Here is an 18207-nt window from a genome sequence, read left to right as displayed (position 1 = left end):
CGCAATTAATGCAGGATGTTGGGTACAGCGAGGCGAAATGACGGGATCTCGACAGTGAATTTCGTGCCGTTCACATCGACCATTCCGTAGTGACCTTCCATGCTGCCAATCGGCGTCGCCAGCACGGTACCACTGGTGTAACTATAGGATTCACCAGCTGCTATTTTCGGCTGCTCACCGACCACGCCGTCACCTGCGACGCGCGTTATTTTGTGATCGGCATCGGTGATTTTCCACGCGCGGTTCAGTAACTGAACTTCGGCAGCGCCATCGTTGTGAATAGTAATGGTATACGCGAATACATATTGACCATTGTCAGGCGCTGACTGAGCTGCCAAATAATGGGTTTTGACTTCAATTCGAATCGTACTCATACCGTTCCTTGCTGTTCATAGTACCAGTTAGCGAGACGACAATAGTCCGCAACTGTAAGGGTTTCAGGTCGTGCGCCTGGGTCGATACCTAAAGCTTCAAGCTGCTCGCTACTGATGATTTCTTTTAAGTTATTGCGAATAGTCTTGCGCCGCTGATTAAAAGCCACTAAACAGAGCTTCTGTAAGGTTTTACGACAGTGTACTGGATGTGGTGGTTGCTGGTACGGCGTTAACCTTACCACCGCAGACTCTACCTTCGGTGGTGGAGTAAACGCGCCCGGTGGTACATGCAATACCGGTTCCACGGCACAGGCTTGTTGCACTGATACGGTTAAGCGACCATAGGTTTTAGTGCTTGGCTCAGCGGCAAGCCGATCGACCACTTCTTTTTGCAACATAAAGTGCATATCGCCAATCACATCTAAATGTTCGAGCAAGTGGAAAATAATGGGCGTCGAGATGTTGTAGGGAAGGTTGCCAAACACCCGCAAACGCTTGCCTTCAGGCGCAAACTGACGAAAATCAGTTTTTAACGCATCACCACGATAAACTGTCAGTTTTTGCTGTAAAAACGGATGCTGTTCGAGGCGTTCGGCAAGGTCGCGGTCGAGCTCAACCACGGTAAGATGGCTCACCCGCTCACAGACGGGCTCAGTGAGGGCGGCAAGACCTGGACCGATTTCGACCAAAGCTTCACCTTCTTGTGGGTTGATAGCGTCCACAATGCTCTCTATCACGAAGCTGTCGTGTAGGAAGTTCTGACCAAAACGCTTACGCGCGCGATGGCCAAGATGGGTTTTACTCATGCGTTTTGGTTACCATAGTTAAAGCGGTTTGCAGCGCATAACTGGCGCTGCCGCTGTCAATCTTTCCAGTTCCTGCGCGATCAAGGGCAGTGCCGTGATCGACCGAAGTCCGAATAAAAGGCAAGCCCAAGGTGATATTCACCGCTTGCCCGAAACCACGATATTTTAGCACGGGCAGGCCTTGATCGTGATACATCGCGAGCACTGCATCGGCGTGCTCTAAATAATGGGGTTGGAACAAAGTGTCGGCTGGCCATGGACCGCTAACGTCCATTCCTTCGGCCTGTAACTCGTCAATCGCAGGAATGATGTGGTCTATTTCTTCGCGACCCAAGTGACCATTTTCACCCGCATGTGGGTTTAATCCGCAGATTAAAATCCGTGGCGCGACAATACCAAACTTGTGGGCTAAATCGTCAGCCAATATGTAACTGACACTTTTGACCAGTGCTTTGGTAATTGCCCTAGGCACAGCAAGTAAGGGTAAGTGGGTGGTCACTAACGCCACTCTAAGGCCTTCGGTAGCAAGCATCATGACGACTTGCTTGGTATGGCTTAATTCGGCAAAAAACTCAGTATGACCACTGAATGGAATGCCGGCGTCGTTGATTACACCTTTGTGTACCGGCCCAGTCATGACTGCGTCGAACTCACCGTTGAGACAACCATTGCCAGCATGGCGCAGCAAGTCGAGTACATAGGGGCTATTTGCTGCGTTCAGTTGTCCTGTCACACAGGGCTCGGCTAACGCATGTTCAGCCAGCACTAGGGTGCCGGCGGGCCATTGTTGGGACGCACGCGTGGCATCGTAAGCTTGTATTGAAACAGCAAGACCGAGCTGTTGAGCTCGGTCTTGAATGAGTTGTCGATTGCCCAACACCACCAGTTCACATGGCCATTCTTGTTGCGCTAACAGCACCGCAAGATCGGGGCCAATGCCAGCCGGCTCGCCTGAACTATAGGCGATGCGGGGTAGACTCATTTCACAACCTGTTCAATGTAGGCTTGATCGCGGATCTCTTGTTGCCAGTTTTCCAATTCTTCTTGGTACTTCCGGCGATAGAGCAATTGGTAAGCACGATTTTGCTTGCTACGCTCGGTCGCATCTTGAATGCGGCGATCGGTTACTTCGGCAATGTGCCAACCAAATTGTGATTTAAATGGCTCGCTAATCGCACCTACTTCGCCATTATCAAGTACCCGTTTAAATGCTGGGTCGTAAATGTCTGTTTCTGACCAGCCTAAATCACCGCCTTGGCTTGCTGAGCCTGGGTCATCAGAGAATTCCCGAGCCATGTCTTCGAAACTCGCTTCGCCGTTGATAATCTGTTCACGGATTTCTGCCAGCTGCTCTTTAGCGCGGTTATCTGACAAGATGACCGAGGTGCGTAACAAAATGTGGCGCGCTTTCACTTCTTCAACTTCGACGGTTTCCAGGCCACGGGTATCAGCAATTTTCAAAATGTGGAAACCGACGCCACTTTTAATCGGGCCGATCAGGTCGCCTTTGCGTTTATCGCGCACTGCTTCGGCAAACAAAGTAGGCATGGCATTCACGCTCATCCAGCCGAGGTCACCCCCTTCGAGGGCTCGTGAACCTGACGAGGCAGAAATTGCCATCTCGACGAAGTCAGCACCACCATTGAGGCGCTCGATAAGTTTTTCGGCGCGCTCGCGCGCATCTTGTACTTCATCGCCGCTACTACCGTCGCGAATACCCACCAAAATATGGCTCAAACGATATTCAACCTCGGCATCACTCATCTGGTCGAGCATTTCTGACAGATTACTAATTTCTTGCGGTGAAATATAAACCCGGTCGCGAACCGCAGCGCGTTGGATTTCCCCAACCGTCATCTCGCGTCGAATCGACTCGCGGTAATTTTGCCAAGTGAGTCCTGAGCGGGTGATTTCCTCACGTAACGCGTCAACGTTAATGCCTGCATCTTGTGCAATACCGACGAGGGTTTGCTCTAACTGTGCATCGGTGACTTCAACACCCGCGCGGCGCGCTACTTGTAACTGCAATTCTTGCAACACTAAGCGGTCTATCGCTTGCACGCGCAATACATCATCGGCGGGCAAATTGATGTCTTGCTGCTGGGCGTTAACTTTGATTTGTTGCACCATAGCATCGACTTCACTTTGTAAAATAACCCCGTCGTTGACGACCACCGCGACACGATCGAGAACATCATTACCCTGAGCGGCGACGGTTACGCTGGCAAATGCTAGCCAAGCGATGCTCACTAACTTCAACATCTGTTTCATGAAAACTACCTAGTTGCTTAAATAGAACGGGTGACGATAACCAAACAAACTTTGTTCGATCAGTTCGAACAAGTTGCCGTTATCAGAGCCCAGTCCTTTAATGATAAATTGTACGCTTACCCCATTGTCGAATTCTGGCTGTCCGAGCATGGGGTCAAATGCTTGGAACTCTAGATTACGGTTAATGCGACGATACGCACTGACCCGAATTGCCCAGCAACAATCGCTGTACTGTAACGCAAGAAGCGCGTCGTTGGTACGCTTCTGTTGTAAATCGTAATACCAGTTACTGGCAACCTGCCATTGCTGATTCACTTCATAGACCGCTTGCATGCCTAATTGTTCGATATCGTCATCAAGAATATTTGTCACTTGGCGATGGCTGAATTGAATCAGGTTGCGTTCATCGATGCGGTATTCCACCGCTGTTTGACTTTTACGCGTCTTGTTTTGCTCCATATCGTATTGCAATGCAGCATTCACAAACCAATTTTCATCGAAGCGAAAACGCCCTTCGAACGCCAAGTCAGAACGATCATCGGAGACTTGCGCTGAATCATCGAACAAACTCACACGACTGTCATCGAAGTAGTAAATCTGGCCCGCACTAAAGCGCAATAATTCGCGGGCACTGGCGTTGTAGATGCTGGTCGACGCACCTATGGTGACTTGGTTGGCATCGGCAATCCGGTCAAGGCCAGAGAACCGGCGTGCGCGGAATAAGCCTTGATAGTCATCTTGCATCAAGGTGGAATCGTAAATACCGATGTCGGATTGGTTGCGATAAGGTACGTAAAGGTACTGGATTTGTGGTTGTAGAACTTGGCGATAATCGCTGTTTTGCCAAGCAAAGTCGCGTTCTAAGTTGAGTCGTGCGCGGGTACGAAACTGCGGCAAGCCGCGACTTGGGTTATCCGCTAACTCACTGAGCGGTGATGATTGATCGTAATAGGTGTAGCTGTAACTTAGTTCAGTCAGCCAGTCGTAAGCAGGCTCTTCGATTTGCACCGTCATTTTGGGTTCTACGTAAAAACGTGTCGCATAATCATCGCTGATATCTTGATTACGAAAATGGGTGAGTTCAGAAGCAAGCGCGAAGTCCACCTCATGCATGGTTTGCCATTGTGCATAGCTGGTGATTTGCGGCACCGTACGATAGGGCGAGCGAAAGTCACCTAACAATTCGAAGTCTTCGGCACGCAACATCACTTGCCAATCATCAGTCAGGTAGTCGATGCGAGCATGGCGATACAGCTGTGCATCAGCACGACCGGCAAAATCACTGCCGAAGTCGTTCAGGTAATCGTCATCGCTAATATCGAGAATGTTGACGTAGGAACGCCACTGTTGACTCCAGTTTTGTCGATGTTCCAGGCGCCATAAGAAACGTGAGTCATCGGTTTCCCAACTATCATCGTTATCAAGGTAGGCAATATTTGCTTGGCCAAAACCGCCTTCGCTTAAGACGCGGTATTCACCCTTCAATTGCAGGCCTCGCTCAGCCATGTAGCGCGGCGTGATGGTGGCGTCTTGGTTCGGCGCAATATTGATATAATAAGGTAGTTCGACTTCGAACCCGTTTTTCGAAGAAGACCGCACCGTAGGGAATAAAAAGCCAGTTTTCCGCTCATCGGTGATGGGGAAGTTAATGTAAGGCACATACAAAACCGGTACCCCAAATAACTCAAACTTGGCATGCCAAGCTTCGCCCCAAGCCTCATTTTCGCTAATACTGATCTCGCTGGCACTCAATTGCCATGCTGGATCTTCGGTCGGACAAGTGGTGAAGGTGGACCCTGCTAGCAACACTTGCTGCTCAGAGATTGACAGGATATCGGCACGGCCATGGGCCCCGCTATCAATCAGTTGATAGGAGGCGCCGGCAAGGTAGGCACGATTTTCGGCTGAGTTGAGCCGAAAGTTTTCGCTTTTAACCTGCACATAACCATCAGTGAATTGGGTTGCTCCACTGGCATTGATATTACCGCTGGCTTGGTTGACAGTTGCCTGGGCGGTCATCAAGAATTGTTCATTGAATTGGACTTGCACATCGCCAAGAAATGACGCTATTGAAGTTTCTGAGTCAATATCGGCTTGATCAGCACGCACACCAATAGCGCCGGCAGGTAAATTACCGATTGGTTTCAGATCTTGTACTTGAAATAAAGGCGCGCGCACAGGACACTGCGCTAAGTATTGGGCATTTTCAGTCGTTTGTGCCGAGGTCGATGGGCTTGCTAGATAAAATAGGGCGATGCCCCAGCAAACGCCTCGCGTCAAATGCTGCATGTGGGTGTTGACTCAACTTTGTCCTTATTCGTATGGCAGGTATGATAAAGCAAATTTACGTTGCCTGCCATTTGTGAGCGAGGAATAAGCGTGGAAAATAAACGAGAACTGCAATTACAAGCTTGGTGCGAGTCCGTCACGGGGCAAACGCAGCAGGATTTGCAGCCAGTTTTTGGTGATGCTCGGCCGTGGCGTTACTACCGAGTGCACGACGGTTTACGCAGTCTTATTGCGATTGACACCATGAATGATGCGACAACGATTGCCGACTACCTGGCGGTTGCTGATGCTTACGCAGAGCAAGGTATTCCTGTACCTGAACTGGTGGCGGTGAATCAAACTCGCGGATTTTTATTGATTTCAGATTTAGGCTCAAGCTTGTTTTTGAGTCAACTTAGTGAAGCAAACCTTACCGACTGGTATCCGCGCGTATTTCCAGACCTTGCCAAGTTAATGCAAGTGGATGCCACCGAGCAGGGGCGTTTGCCACGCTTCGACGGCGATGCGCTGCGTGCCGAATTGGCGCTAATGCATGATTGGTTGTTGGAAGCGCATCTTGGTGTTCAGCTGAGCACAACAGAAATCAAGGTCTGGCAAAAATTTTGCCAGACCTTAGTCGAAAATGCCGAAGCTCAGCCGCAAGTAGGCTTGCATCGCAAATTTCATGCGCGCAATATTCTGGTGCAAGGCGCCAATGAATTTGCCTATACCGGCTTTCATCATGCCGCAGTCGGCCCCATTACTTATGATGTAGTGAGTTTATTGCGCGATTGCTATGTGCGCTGGCCGCAAACCCAAGTCGATCAACTCGCGCGCGATTGTTTTGCATTTTTACGTGAACAACGTAGCGATTTGCAGGTCGAAGCCGACACCTGGCGACGCTGGTTCGATTTAATGGGATTACAGCGGCATAGCTACGTCAGTGGCCTATTCGCGCGGCGTTGTGAGCGTGATGGCAATCCTGGATATTTGCAAGATATTCCGCGAAATTTAGGCTATCTCCACGATATTGCTGCGATCTACTCGGAGTTCGACGATTTTAGAAGCCTGTTGGTTGAACGTATTCAGCCGGCGTTAGCTGCGCAAAAAATGAAATAAAGGAGCCCTCATGATTTGGGGAAAAGTGCTTGGTGGCTTTTTTGGTTACCTGTTGTTGCGTCTACCCGGCGTGTTTCTTGGGGTGCTAATTGGACATTGGTTTGACAAAGCGTTAGCGCAATCCATGCAAAGTGGTGGTGTGCTAAATCAGCAACTATTCACCGATACATTATTTGCGGTGCTGGGTCACTTGGCGAAATCCAAAGGGCGTGTCACCGAGCAAGACATCAACTATGTCAGTGCGTTGATGCAGCATTTGCGCCTCGATGAAAGTGCCAGAGAGCGCGCGCAAGTGGCTTTTCGTGAGGGGAAAGAAGCCGATTATCCATTAGTTGCGAAGGTTTCAGCGTTTCGGCGTCAGGTTGCTTGGCGCCGAGATATTCTGCAGTTTTTTGTCGAACAGGTGCTAGTGCTGGCGTTGCACGACGGTAAGCTTGAGCAGGCCGAATATGACGTGCTGCTGCGTATCACTCAGGCGCTCGGTTTTCGTCGGGAGCAGCTCGATATTTGGCTGCAAATGGCACAGGCCGGTCAACGTTTTCGCGGCGGTGGCAGTCGTGCAGGGCAACAAGCCAATACTGCTAACCAACTGGACGACGCTTATGCGGTCTTGGGTGTGAGTCGCCAGGCGAGCGCCGCAGAAGTCAAAAAAGCGTATCGCAAATTGATGGCAAAACATCACCCAGACAAACTTGCTGCGCAAGGTTTGCCACCCGAAATGCGTGAATCAGCGCAACAGAAAGCGCAGGAAATTCAAGCAGCTTATGAGTTGATCAAAAGTCAGCAGGGCAATGGAAGTTAATCGGCTGTTGGGTCAGCGGATGTAAAAAGCCAATTTCTTCAGCATGCAGTAACAATCGCGGTGCCGCTGCATATGCGGCGGCATCGGCATAAAATTTATCGCCTAAAATGGGCGTGCCGAGCATTTGCATGTGCACCCGTAGCTGATGCGAACGTCCCGTCACCGGATACAGTAGTACCTCGCTGTTAGCCGCTGTTGTGTTCACCACTTCATAGCGCGTTTGCGCGGCGCGCCCAGCAATTAAATCTACCATTTGGCGTGGTCGGTTCGGCCAGTCGCAGCGCATCGCTAGTTCAATGCTGCCGCGCTGTGCTGGCAATTGTCCAGCAACTCGTGCGCGATAGTATTTGCGCACAATACGGTGTTCAAATTGGCGCTGTAAATGTGCTTGTGCAGTTTTACTGAGTGCCAACACAATCAGCCCCGAGGTAGCCATATCCAAACGATGCACAATCCGCGCTGTGGGTAGTACTCGGGTCACCCGCGCCCATACCGAATCGCGATGGGCGGGGTCTTTACCTGGCACACTCAACAACCCCGAAGGCTTATCTACCACTACTAAAGCCTCGTCGCGATAGACGATGCGCAAGTAGGGCTCGGTGGGCGGGCGGTAGTCGCGTAAGGTCATTGCGGCATATTCACAATGATACGCGCACTATCAAGCTGCAGCTGCGGCTGTTCTAGTGCGCTTAGCAAGCGTTGCTGGCGCTCTTGCAAAGCCTCAACTTCACTTTCGCGGACGGCAGGATTGCGCTGCTTTAGCTCATGTAAGCGTTGCAACTGCTGACCCAATTCAGCACTGATCTTTGCTTGTGCTTGCGCCAGCAACTGCTGTTGTTGCTGTTGCGCTGGTTGCCACGCCTGCGTAATCAGTTGTTGAATTTGCGGTCGCAACTGCTGCAAAAGTGCTCGCGCTTGTTTTTTATCAATAAACTGTAACTGCTTGTCAAAGGCGCCGGCATTCACGCGTGCGGTGAGCTCACGTCCTTGGCTATCAAGCAGTACGCGCATGGCGTGGTGTGGATAGAACTCATGGGCAACCAAGTCACTGCTGGTCACGAGTTGACTACTAAAGGTCAACTCGACAAACCAGGTGCCAGCGGCGAGAGCTTTATTTTTCATCAATGCCACGCTGGTGCTACCAAAACTATCTTGACTCAATACTTCTAGCGCATGTTGCACTTGTGGGTGGTCCCACGATAAGAACTCGACCTGCTCGTGATCCAGCGCGTAGTCGCGCGAGAAGGTAACGGTAATGCCATCCTCAGCTAAGCCGGGCAATTGAATACGCATTTGCTCGGTCGGGCGCAACCAACCGCTATGTGCGTTTAATTCGTCGTAGTCGACGCCAAAGCGTGCCCAAAACTCGAGCATGAAGTCTTGCAGTTCGTCTGCTTGCTCAGCGCTATGAATCGCAGCAATGACTGCTTGTGCCGCTTGCGGACGAAAGGCGTTGAGCTCCTGCAAACGGTCGCGGCCTTGTTCGATTTGTGCACGGAGTTGCTGGGCCCGTTCTTCGGTTGCCGCCACCAGCTCAGCAAAGCCGAGCTCATCGTGATAATCACCGGTTAAAAAGGGCTGCAGCTGCTGATGAAATTCATCATACAGCATGGCGCCGACCGGATTCGGTGCGGAAAACGCTTGCATCGCGCTATACCACTCAAATAGGTAGGCATCACGGCTATCGATCGTGTAAGGCACATGGATTTGTACTGCTTGACGCTGGCCAAGGCGATCTAAGCGGCCAATCCGTTGCTCGAGGAGATCTGGGTGATCAGGCAAATCAAACAACACTAACTGATGGGTGAACTGAAAATTACGCCCCTCGCTACCAATTTCAGAGCACAGCAAGATCGGACAGCCATCTTCGGGACTGGCAAAGTACTCTGCAGCACGATCGCGCTCGAGCAAGGTCATGCCCTCGTGGAATACTGCTGCATGAACACCATGTTGCACGCGCAAATAATCGTAGAGTTCTTGCACCGTCAGCGACGAGCGACAAATGAGCACGAATTTATCTTGTTTGTGCTCACGCAGTAATTGCTGGAGCCATTGCGCTTTCTCGGCAAAATCATCGCTGCCTTCGAGTTCAACCGGCAAGCAGATACGCTCTGGGAAGCCGCCAATGTGGCTACGACTATTGCGAAACATCAAACGGCCAGTGCCGTAGTGATCGAGCAAGCGGTCAAGTAATTTATGCGCACCTTCGCGGGCCAGCACTGTGGCAAGCTTGGTGAGCTGCTGGTAGTCCTGTTGCTCTTGCTGAAACTCAGCAAAGGAATGAAAGCGGTCAGGATCGAGTAATTGTAGCCGAGCGAAATGACCATCGAGGCCAGCTTGTTCTGGCGTGGCTGTCAGCAGCAATACGCTAGCAATGGCTTCACATAATTGTTGGAGTTGCGAAAATCGTTGCGTTGCCGGCGCAATGCGATGCGCCTCATCAACGATCAGCGTATCGAATTCAGCTGCCAATAGTTGCTCAAACCAATTCGCCTCGTCCAACAAGCTTTGCGGGATCACCACCAGTTGCTCGGTTTCAAACACATTGGCGCTATCGATTTGTGCCTCGGCGCAGCGTTCGCTGTCAAACAGACTAAAGGCTAGGGCAAAGCGGCGTCTAAGCTCGACCAACCATTGGTGGCATAGCGCATCTGGCACGGCAATTAATACGCGTTGGGCGCGACCGGTTAACAGTCGGCGTTGTAAAATAAGTCCAGCTTCAATGGTTTTGCCCAAGCCGACTTCATCAGCCAGTAACACCCGCGGCTGAAACCGGTCAGCGACACTATGGGCGATATAGAGCTGATGCGGTAACAATTGTGCGCGCGCTCCGAGTAAACCTGCCACCGGCGACTGCTGCCAGCGTTTCAGGTGCACTTGCGCCCGTTGCCGCAAGCGATACATGTCGAGACGGTCTGCTTTGCCGGCCATCAGGCGAGTTAAAGGGTGATGAGTGGCAACCTGTGCTGCCAGTTGCGCTTCTGGCACCACCACTGCACTGCCATCGTCTTCGCGTTCACCGTGGTACACGTAGACGCCGCCGGCGCGAACTTCTACCTGTTGCACGGTAAATGCCCAGCCGTCAGCGTGCTGCCCTTGGTCATCGGGAAGCAGGCGATAACGTGCCAGAGGTGCTTGCGCAAGGGCATATTGGCGCAATTCATCGGTCGCCGGAAAAAATACACTCAGCAGTCGACCTTCGACTTGGGTGATTAAGCCTAGACCTTGCTCTAACTCGGTTTCACTAAGCCAACGTTGACCTACTGCAGGAATCTCGGTGGATTCAATTGTCATGCCATCATCCTCTACGACTGCGGACGTTTGATGCGTCTTCAAAAAAGGTCGCACATGGTAGCGAAATTTTTTTCAATGTTCACACCATTTTCATGAAAACTGCGCTAGTCTTAAAACTGTAGACCAAGCCAGAATTATTAAAATAAATTTTCACTACAGCTTGAGGTTACGCATGCCCGAAACTACGCCTAAATATTACCTGCTCGACACCAACATTCTGCTTCACGAACCCCTTGCCTTTTTAAATTTTGAAGAACACAACGTTATCATCCCAATGGTCGTGCTCGAAGAGCTCGATAACATCAAAGATCGCCACAAAGATGTCAGTCGTGAAGCGCGCGTTGCGATTCGTTCACTTGAAGATGCGCTAAAAGATGCAAGCCCAGAAGAAATCATCGCTGGTGTGCCGCTGAGTCGCATGCAGGGAGCGCATCACGCTGAGGGCACCTTGGCTATTTTTCCAGATTATCAGCTCAAACAAACAGATTCGGCGCTGAACCTATCAGAGAACGATCACCGCATTATTCAAGCTGCGATCGAACTGCAGAAAAAGCATGCGCCAGCAAAAGTGGTGTTGGTCACCAAAGACATCAACATGCGCCTCAAGGCCAAAGGTGCTGGGGTGAAGTTCGTTGAAGACTATCGTACCGACCAATTGATTGATGATATTCGTTTTCTATCCAAAGGTTTTGTCGAGCTAGAAGGCGATTTTTGGCAAACCGTAGGCGAAGTGACCAGCATGCAGGAGGGCCGAGAGACCTTCCATGAAGTGGAGCGTAGTGTGTTGCCATCGGTGTTTCGTAATCAATATTTGATCGATGACACCGAGCATTTTGCTGCCAAAGTCGTCGGCTATGATGACGCGCATGTGCGCCTCCATGACCTCGGATTTGAGCGTATGATGAGTTATCACGCGTGGGGCATTCATCCGAAAAATATTTATCAAGCGATGGCGATGAATGCCTTGCTTGATCCGTCGATTGACTTGGTGATTCTGACCGGCCCAGCGGGCAGTGGTAAAACCTTGTTGGCACTGGCAAGTGCGTTAGAACTGGTCATCGAGCAGGGCATTTACGAAAAGATTATCGTGACCCGCAACACGCCAGAAATCGCGGAGTCCATCGGTTATTTACCCGGCACTGAAGAAGAGAAAATGGCACCTTGGTTGGCGGCAATTACCGACTCGCTTGAAGTGTTGCACAAACATGATGAGAGCATGGATTCGAGCCTCAATTACATAATGAACAAGGCCAATATTCAGTTTAAATCGCTGAACTTTATGCGTGGCCGCTCGATTCAAAATGCCATTGTCTTGCTTGATGAATCACAAAACCTGACCGCGTCACAGTTAAAGACCATCATTACCCGTTGTGGTACGGGTACTAAAATTATCTGTTCGGGCAACTTGGCGCAAATCGACAGTTATTATCTAACTGCGGTGACCTCGGGACTCACTTATATCGTTGAACGATTTAAGGATTATCCCGGCAGTGCCACGGTGAACTTAAATGGCGTCGTGCGTAGTTCGTTAGCGCAATATGCTGAGGAGAACCTATAGCGAATGGTGGGCGAGGTAGTCTTCAAGAATAAGCTGGGCTGCCGCGCTATCAATCTTGTCTTTGCTGAGCTCGCGGAAGCCACCGCGAGCGAACAATTCTTCTTTTGCCGCCACCGTGGTGAGGCGTTCATCTTGCAACTCGACAGGTAAGCCAAACCGCCCATGCAAGCGGTTGGCAAATTTACGCGCTAAATCGGTCAGTACTTGTTCCGAACCATCCATATTTAACGGCAAACCCACCACTAGCAGCTTAGGCTGCCATTCCTTGATGAGTTTTTCGACCACCAGCCAATCCGGTTGGCCGTCTTTTGCCTTTAACGCGGCAAGTGGAGAGGCCGTGCCAGTAATCGACTGGCCGACGGCGACGCCGATATTGTGCGTGCCAAAATCAAAACCTAAGAGTTGGCTCATGCGTGACCGGCCTCAGGACCCAGCTGCCACGAATGAAAACCAAGTTTTTCAGTGGCTTTTTGCCAGCGCTCGTTCACGGGAGTATTAAATAAAATATCAGGATCAGCCGGAATGGTCAGCCAGCTATTCTCTGCCAGCTCCTGTTCTAGCTGACCGGCTTCCCAGCCAGCGTAGCCAAGGGTGAGCAAAAATTTCTCAGGCGCATCGCCGCGGCCCATCGCCTCTAAAATATCTTTCGAGGTGGTGATCATCAGCTCCTCACTTAATTTCGCAGAGCTGCGCCAGTCGCCCGCGGGTGCATGCAGAACGAAACCGCGGTCGCGCGCCAAAGGACCCCCAGCAAATACTTGCTGATCAAACATAGACGAATGTTCAGGCACCACAATTTCTAACTGCTGCAACAGATTGGCAACGTTCATTTCAACCGGCTGATTGATGACTAAGCCCATGGCACCGTCTTGGTTGTGCTCACAGATAAAAGTAACCGAACGTTGAAAGAACGGATCGTCTATGCTCGGCATGGCGATTAAGAAGTGGTTCTGTAAATTCGTTAATGCTTCCATAAACCTCTAAGCCTTAAGTCGCGCCGCGATCGCTTCGAACAATTTGGCGGCAATATTAATATCATATGCGGCCTCGATCTCGCGCATACAAGTGGGGCTCGTTACATTAATTTCAGTGATACGATCGCCAATGACATCGAGTCCCACCAACAACAAGCCACGCTTTTTCAATTCAGGACCGACCCGGCGGGCGAGCTCCCAGTCACTATCAGACAGTGGTTGTGGACGCCCGCTACCACCTGCTGCGAGGTTACCTCGAGTTTCACCTGCTGAAGGTACGCGTGCGAGTGAATAGGGCATGGGCTCGCCATCGATAATCAGAATCCGTTTGTCTCCGTCTTTGATTTCCGGCAAATAGCGCTGAATCATCGCGTAACGGGTGCCGTGCGCGGTAAGGGTTTCGATGATGACACCAAGGTTATTGCCATCTTCACGAACGCGGAAAATCGACGCGCCTCCCATACCATCGAGTGGCTTTAAGATGATATCTTGGTGCTGTTGGTGAAAGGCACGGATTTGCTCGGCGCGGCGGGTGACAATAGTTGGTGGCGTTAAATCAGCAAACCAAGCAGTGAACAGTTTCTCGTTGCAATCGCGCAAGCTTTGGGGCTTGTTGACCACTAATGCACCGGCTTGTTCGGCTAACTCAAGCATGTAAGTGGCATACACGTACTCGGTATCGAATGGCGGATCTTTGCGCATCATAATGACGTCAAACTCAGCTAGGGATTGTTCAGCCACTTCGCCAAAGGTGTAAAAATCTTCTGCTTGGTCACGCACAGTAACAGGTCGTGCGCGCGCCATGGGTTTACCTTGTTGCAATGATAAGTCCTGCATCTCAAGATAAAAGCATTCATACCCCTGAGCTTGGGCTTCGAGCAACAGGCGGAAACTGGTGTCCTTATAGGTCTTAACCGTTGCCATCGGGTCCATAATCATTGCTAGTTTCATGTACTTACTCCTTGCCAGTTGCAGTGGCTAAATCGCCGAATTGATATTGTACCGCAGTCAATGCGCTAAGGGCTGCCGTTTCTGTGCGTAAAACGCGAGGGCCAAGTCGCACGGGCTGAAAGTCAGCTGTCGCTGCGGCTGTAATCTCGGCCTCGGTGAGTCCTCCCTCAGGACCTATGAGCAGTTGAATGTGCTCACCAGTGAGCTGTTGCTCGCGCAGCGGCACTTGCGCTTCGGGGTCTAGCGTCAAGCGCAGTGCAGCAGGCAGCTCGCACAGCCACTGTTGCAGCGGCACTGGGGTGTGCACTACTGGCACATAACTGCGGCCACTCTGTTCGCAAGCCCCAATGACAATTTTTTGCCATTGCTGTTGTTTTTTCAGTAACCGGTCACCGCTGAGTTTGACCCCACAGCGTTCGGTAAATAATGGCGTTATCTCGTGCACTCCGAGCTCGACCGACTTTTGCAACACGAAATCCATGCGATCGCCACGTGAAACGCCCTGACCTAGATGAATTTTGATCGGCGCCTCGCTGCTGTTCAACGCTTGCGCAGTGATTTCCACCAGCACATTCTTTTTGCTGACCGCCACAATATTCGCGGCATAATCATGGCCGTCACCGTTAAACAGTGTGAGCGCTTGTCCAACATTCATACGCAACACGCGACCAACATGATTTGCAGCGTCGTCGCCTAGTTCTAGTTGATGGCCGATGGACCAGCCAGCGGACGCAGTTTTTTCGTCGAAAGGATGATAAATTCGCGGTACTCGCATAACATGTTCCGATTACAATTGATGTCAACATCTTATCAGAAGGAAAGCCGACATGGCGATAAAGCAACAGTTCTTACAGTGGGCTACCGCCGCCACTTTAGTTGCCAGTACTGCAACCCAGGGTGCTTGGGCGGAAGATGCACACAGCTATGCCAAATTAGATGAGGTATCAACGCCGCATTTAGAGCTCGATCTAACCATCGACTTCGACAATAAACAATTGGTTGGTACCGCCACCTATGATCTCGTGCGTCATGGCGATGCGGACACGTTACATTTAGACACCCGCGATCTGACCATTGAAAAAACCGAGCTATGGGTTGATAACGCTTGGCAAGAAACGGCCTATCAGCTGGGTGATACGCATGAAACCCTTGGTCAGGAATTGACCATCAGTATTGGCGATAGCGCCGAAAAAGTGCGTATTCATTATGCCACCGCGCCGACTGCAAGTGGTTTACAGTGGCTGACTCCAGAGCAAACTGCGGGTAAAGAACACCCTTTTATGTTCAGTCAGTCGCAACCGATTCACTCGCGCAGTTGGATTCCAATTCAAGACACACCGGCTTTGCGTTTAACTTACAACGCAACCCTCCATACTGAGCCTGGCTTATTGGCGGTGATGAGCGCCAACAACAGCTTGAGCGATGAGCGCAGCGGTGAGTATCAATTATCGATGCCACAGCCAATTTCGCCTTATTTGATTGCGATTGCTGCCGGTGATCTCGAAGTGAAATCGATTAGCGATAACGTTGCGGTATTTGCCGAGTCTTACATCATTGATGACGCGGTGTGGGAGTGGGCTGACACGCCAGCAATGATCACCGCGACCGAAGCAATGTATGGACCCTATCGCTGGGACCGCTACGACTTGTTGGTGTTGCCACCTAGTTTCCCCTACGGCGGAATGGAAAACCCGCGGCTGTCGTTTATCACACCAACCGTGGTCTCGGGTGATCGTACTTTGATCAACTTGATCGCTCATGAATTGGCGCATTCGTGGTCAGGTAATTTGGTGACCAACGCAAGCTGGCGCGATTTGTGGATCAATGAAGGCTTCACCAGCTATGTCGAGAACCGCATCATGGAGGCTTTATTCGGTGAGCGCCGGGCGCGAATGGAGCTGGCACTAGGCTATCAAGACTTGCTCGAAGACATGCAGCGACTCGCCCCACAAGACACGGTCTTGAATATCGAACTTGGCACACGTCACCCCGATGACGTGTTTTCGAATGTGCCTTATGTGAAAGGCCAACTATTCTTAGTCTACTTGGAAGAAAAGTTTGGTCGCGAAACCTTTGATGCGTTTTTGCGTCAGTATTTTGATGACTTTGCCTTCCAAAGTATCTCAACCAAGCAATTTAAAGAGTATTTGGCGCGGAACTTGCTCGCCAAGCATGCGAACGTGGTAAGCATGGATAAAATCAATGAATGGATTCACCAGCCAGGCCTTCCTGCCGATGCACCCAAACCCGAATCGGATGCTTTTGCGCAAGTCGAAAAACAAATGCAGCGCTGGCTTAAAGGTGGACAATTGCAGACGGCTGACTGGACCACCCATGAGTGGCTGCACTTTATCAACAGTTTGCCGCTCGATATATCGAGTGTGAATATGGAACGATTAGACAAGGAATATGGTCTTACAGCCAGTCAAAATGCTGAGATAGCACATGCTTGGCTGCGTTTGTCGATTGTGAAAAATTATGAACCAGCGCGGGATCGTCTGCGTAACTACTTGCTGACGATTGGCCGCAACAAGCTCGTGAGTCCGCTGTATCGCGAATTAGCGCGGACATCGGACAATTTAAAATGGGCGCGTGAAGTTTATCAACAAGCGAAGCCGGGTTATCACCCGTTAACGCAGACCGTGAACGAAGCGCTGTTGTACCCAGATAACGATTAACCCAAGGAGTAGGTTATGCCACAAGCGATCGGTTATGCAGCACAGGCTGCCGATAAAGAACTCGAATACTTTGAATTCGAACGTCGTGACCCGACTGCCGAAGACGTTGAAATAGAAATTGAGTACTGTGGCGTTTGCCATTCTGATTTACACCAAGCGCGCAACGAATGGGGCGGTACCGTATTTCCCTGCGTACCTGGCCACGAAATTGTGGGTAAAGTCACCCGCGTCGGCAGCAAAGTCAGCAAGTTTAAAGTTGGTGATACTGTGGGTGTCGGTTGTATGGTCGACTCCTGTGGTCATTGTCACAGCTGCGATGAAGGTCATGAGCAGTATTGTGAAAATGGCTTTGTTGGCACCTACAATGGCGAAGACAAGCACCTTGGCGGCGTCACCTTCGGTGGCTATTCAAATCGCATTACCGTGAAAGAAGGCTTCGTCTTAAAAGTTTCGGACAAACTCGAGCTGGCCGGTGTTGCACCGCTGTTGTGTGCGGGTATCACCACGTATTCACCGCTGCGCCACTGGGGCGTGACTAAAGGTCATAAAGTCGGTGTAGTTGGTCTCGGTGGTCTTGGCCACATGGCAGTGAAACTTGCCAGTGCGATGGGTGCTGAAGTGGTGTTGTTTACCACTTCGCCTGGCAAGGTAGACGATGGCAAACGTTTAGGTGCCGATCACGTCGTCATTTCTAAAGATGAAGACGCGATTAAAGAGTGGACCAATTCACTCGACTTTATTCTCAACACAGTCGCTGCACCACACGATTTAGATGCCTACCTGTCGTTATTGCGCCTTGATGGCACTATGTGTTTGGTTGGTGTACCTGCTGAGCATCACCCTTCACCAGCCGTATTTAACTTGATCGCCAAACGCCGTAGCTTGGCTGGATCATTGATTGGTGGCATCGCAGAAACCCAAGAGATGCTTGATTTCTGCGCCGAGCATGGCATCACTTCCGATATCGAGATGATCGCCATGGACGAGATCAACGTAGCTTACGAGCGCATGCTAAAGAGCGATGTGAAATATCGCTTTGTGATTGATATGGCAACGCTTAAACAGAAATAAAGACTTTTAGACGTCTAAATCTGGAAAAATGGGCGTGGTTT

Annotated in this window: 16 protein-coding genes; 5 read left to right on the top strand and 11 right to left on the bottom strand. The window is 50.7% G+C overall.

All coding sequences use genetic code 11. The features are described from left to right. Positions 1 to 5: 5 nt before the first annotated feature. Genes apaG through ACJ8W9_RS12355 form a run of 5 tightly spaced genes read right to left on the bottom strand, consistent with a single transcriptional unit; the run spans position 6 to position 5740 of the window. Positions 6 to 374: a Co2+/Mg2+ efflux protein ApaG gene (gene apaG, locus ACJ8W9_RS12375; RefSeq protein ID WP_411360110.1), complete on the bottom strand. Its 369-nt coding sequence runs from the start codon at positions 372 to 374 to the stop codon at positions 6 to 8. Continuing rightward, the gene (gene rsmA, locus ACJ8W9_RS12370; protein ID WP_411360112.1) at positions 371 to 1180 is read right to left on the bottom strand and encodes a 16S rRNA (adenine(1518)-N(6)/adenine(1519)-N(6))-dimethyltransferase RsmA; all 810 of its coding nucleotides are present in this window, start codon (positions 1178 to 1180) and stop codon (positions 371 to 373) included. The genes apaG and rsmA overlap by 4 nt, the downstream gene beginning before the upstream one ends. Then, positions 1173 to 2162, bottom strand: a complete 990-nt coding sequence (gene pdxA / locus ACJ8W9_RS12365; RefSeq protein WP_411361197.1) for a 4-hydroxythreonine-4-phosphate dehydrogenase PdxA — start codon at positions 2160 to 2162, stop codon at positions 1173 to 1175. Before pdxA ends, rsmA begins: the two co-directional genes overlap by 8 nt. After that, positions 2159 to 3451, bottom strand: a complete 1293-nt coding sequence (surA, locus tag ACJ8W9_RS12360; RefSeq protein WP_411360116.1) for a peptidylprolyl isomerase SurA — start codon at positions 3449 to 3451, stop codon at positions 2159 to 2161. Before surA ends, pdxA begins: the two co-directional genes overlap by 4 nt. Positions 3452 to 3460: 9 nt before the next feature. Beyond that, positions 3461 to 5740: an LPS-assembly protein LptD gene (locus ACJ8W9_RS12355; protein ID WP_411360119.1), complete on the bottom strand. Its 2280-nt coding sequence runs from the start codon at positions 5738 to 5740 to the stop codon at positions 3461 to 3463. A gap of 90 nt (positions 5741 to 5830) precedes the next feature. Here ACJ8W9_RS12355 and ACJ8W9_RS12350 point away from each other — a divergent pair, with 90 nt between their 5' ends. After that, positions 5831 to 6838, top strand: coding sequence for an aminoglycoside phosphotransferase family protein (locus ACJ8W9_RS12350; protein ID WP_411360121.1), 1008 nt, complete (start codon positions 5831 to 5833; stop codon positions 6836 to 6838). A gap of 10 nt (positions 6839 to 6848) precedes the next feature. Then, entirely contained in the window at positions 6849 to 7640 is a 792-nt protein-coding gene (gene djlA, locus ACJ8W9_RS12345) for a co-chaperone DjlA (RefSeq protein WP_411360123.1), read from the top strand. On the opposite strand, the gene ACJ8W9_RS12340 is transcribed toward djlA, so the two are convergent. Together ACJ8W9_RS12340 and ACJ8W9_RS12335 are read right to left on the bottom strand one after the other, a co-directional pair. After that, the gene (locus ACJ8W9_RS12340) at positions 7612 to 8268 is read right to left on the bottom strand and encodes a pseudouridine synthase (RefSeq protein WP_034733044.1); all 657 of its coding nucleotides are present in this window, start codon (positions 8266 to 8268) and stop codon (positions 7612 to 7614) included. The two genes, djlA and ACJ8W9_RS12340, sit on opposite strands and share 29 nt — an antisense overlap. After that, complete coding sequence (locus tag ACJ8W9_RS12335) at positions 8265 to 10934, bottom strand: SNF2-related protein (protein ID WP_411360126.1); 2670 nt, start codon at positions 10932 to 10934, stop codon at positions 8265 to 8267. Before ACJ8W9_RS12335 ends, ACJ8W9_RS12340 begins: the two co-directional genes overlap by 4 nt. A 172-nt stretch (positions 10935 to 11106) precedes the next feature. Here ACJ8W9_RS12335 and ACJ8W9_RS12330 point away from each other — a divergent pair, with 172 nt between their 5' ends. After that, positions 11107 to 12492 (top strand): PhoH family protein, encoded by a 1386-nt coding sequence (locus tag ACJ8W9_RS12330; RefSeq protein ID WP_411360128.1) that lies wholly within the window; start codon positions 11107 to 11109, stop codon positions 12490 to 12492. On the opposite strand, the gene ruvX is transcribed toward ACJ8W9_RS12330, so the two are convergent. The 4 genes from ruvX to ACJ8W9_RS12310 are packed head-to-tail and all read right to left on the bottom strand — an operon-like array spanning position 12487 to position 15192. Further along, positions 12487 to 12903, bottom strand: a complete 417-nt coding sequence (ruvX, locus tag ACJ8W9_RS12325) for a Holliday junction resolvase RuvX (protein ID WP_411360130.1) — start codon at positions 12901 to 12903, stop codon at positions 12487 to 12489. The two genes, ACJ8W9_RS12330 and ruvX, sit on opposite strands and share 6 nt — an antisense overlap. Continuing rightward, positions 12900 to 13466: a YqgE/AlgH family protein gene (locus ACJ8W9_RS12320; protein WP_411361196.1), complete on the bottom strand. Its 567-nt coding sequence runs from the start codon at positions 13464 to 13466 to the stop codon at positions 12900 to 12902. Before ACJ8W9_RS12320 ends, ruvX begins: the two co-directional genes overlap by 4 nt. 6 nt (positions 13467 to 13472) lie before the next feature. After that, a complete protein-coding gene (gshB, locus tag ACJ8W9_RS12315) occupies positions 13473 to 14417 on the bottom strand; it encodes a glutathione synthase (RefSeq protein WP_411360135.1) in 945 nt (314 codons plus the stop codon). 4 nt (positions 14418 to 14421) lie between these two features. Further along, positions 14422 to 15192 (bottom strand): 16S rRNA (uracil(1498)-N(3))-methyltransferase, encoded by a 771-nt coding sequence (locus ACJ8W9_RS12310; RefSeq protein WP_411361195.1) that lies wholly within the window; start codon positions 15190 to 15192, stop codon positions 14422 to 14424. A gap of 52 nt (positions 15193 to 15244) precedes the next feature. Between ACJ8W9_RS12310 and ACJ8W9_RS12305 the strand changes: the two genes are divergently transcribed. Beyond that, on the top strand, positions 15245 to 17095 hold the full coding sequence (locus ACJ8W9_RS12305; protein ID WP_411361194.1) for a M1 family metallopeptidase: 1851 nt from the start codon (positions 15245 to 15247) through the stop codon (positions 17093 to 17095). A 15-nt stretch (positions 17096 to 17110) separates the two neighbouring features. Further along, positions 17111 to 18166 carry an NAD(P)-dependent alcohol dehydrogenase gene (locus ACJ8W9_RS12300; RefSeq protein WP_411361193.1) on the top strand — a complete coding sequence of 352 codons (1056 nt, stop codon included), beginning with the start codon at positions 17111 to 17113 and terminating at the stop codon, positions 18164 to 18166. The last annotated feature ends 41 nt before the right edge of the window (positions 18167 to 18207 follow it).

This window comes from Pseudidiomarina salilacus (genome assembly GCF_047323925.1).
In the GTDB taxonomy this organism is placed as follows: domain Bacteria; phylum Pseudomonadota; class Gammaproteobacteria; order Enterobacterales; family Alteromonadaceae; genus Pseudidiomarina; species Pseudidiomarina salilacus.
Note: the sequence above shows the minus strand (reverse complement) of the source record. Positions and strands in the feature narration are given on the sequence as shown.

What these genes read in the sequence shown, in the direction of transcription:
- apaG (WP_411360110.1), bottom strand. Translation starts at nt 374, where the DNA reads ATGAGTACGATTCGAATTGAAGTCAAAACCCATTATTTGGCAGCTCAG.
- rsmA (WP_411360112.1), bottom strand. Translation starts at nt 1,180, where the DNA reads ATGAGTAAAACCCATCTTGGCCATCGCGCGCGTAAGCGTTTTGGTCAG.
- pdxA (WP_411361197.1), bottom strand. Translation starts at nt 2,162, where the DNA reads ATGAGTCTACCCCGCATCGCCTATAGTTCAGGCGAGCCGGCTGGCATT.
- surA (WP_411360116.1), bottom strand. Translation starts at nt 3,451, where the DNA reads ATGAAACAGATGTTGAAGTTAGTGAGCATCGCTTGGCTAGCATTTGCC.
- ACJ8W9_RS12355 (WP_411360119.1), bottom strand. Translation starts at nt 5,740, where the DNA reads ATGCAGCATTTGACGCGAGGCGTTTGCTGGGGCATCGCCCTATTTTAT.
- djlA (WP_411360123.1), top strand. Translation starts at nt 6,849, where the DNA reads ATGATTTGGGGAAAAGTGCTTGGTGGCTTTTTTGGTTACCTGTTGTTG.
- ACJ8W9_RS12340 (WP_034733044.1), bottom strand. Translation starts at nt 8,268, where the DNA reads ATGACCTTACGCGACTACCGCCCGCCCACCGAGCCCTACTTGCGCATC.
- ACJ8W9_RS12335 (WP_411360126.1), bottom strand. Translation starts at nt 10,934, where the DNA reads ATGACAATTGAATCCACCGAGATTCCTGCAGTAGGTCAACGTTGGCTT.
- ACJ8W9_RS12330 (WP_411360128.1), top strand. Translation starts at nt 11,107, where the DNA reads ATGCCCGAAACTACGCCTAAATATTACCTGCTCGACACCAACATTCTG.
- ruvX (WP_411360130.1), bottom strand. Translation starts at nt 12,903, where the DNA reads ATGAGCCAACTCTTAGGTTTTGATTTTGGCACGCACAATATCGGCGTC.
- ACJ8W9_RS12320 (WP_411361196.1), bottom strand. Translation starts at nt 13,466, where the DNA reads ATGGAAGCATTAACGAATTTACAGAACCACTTCTTAATCGCCATGCCG.
- gshB (WP_411360135.1), bottom strand. Translation starts at nt 14,417, where the DNA reads ATGAAACTAGCAATGATTATGGACCCGATGGCAACGGTTAAGACCTAT.
- ACJ8W9_RS12310 (WP_411361195.1), bottom strand. Translation starts at nt 15,192, where the DNA reads ATGCGAGTACCGCGAATTTATCATCCTTTCGACGAAAAAACTGCGTCC.
- ACJ8W9_RS12305 (WP_411361194.1), top strand. Translation starts at nt 15,245, where the DNA reads ATGGCGATAAAGCAACAGTTCTTACAGTGGGCTACCGCCGCCACTTTA.
- ACJ8W9_RS12300 (WP_411361193.1), top strand. Translation starts at nt 17,111, where the DNA reads ATGCCACAAGCGATCGGTTATGCAGCACAGGCTGCCGATAAAGAACTC.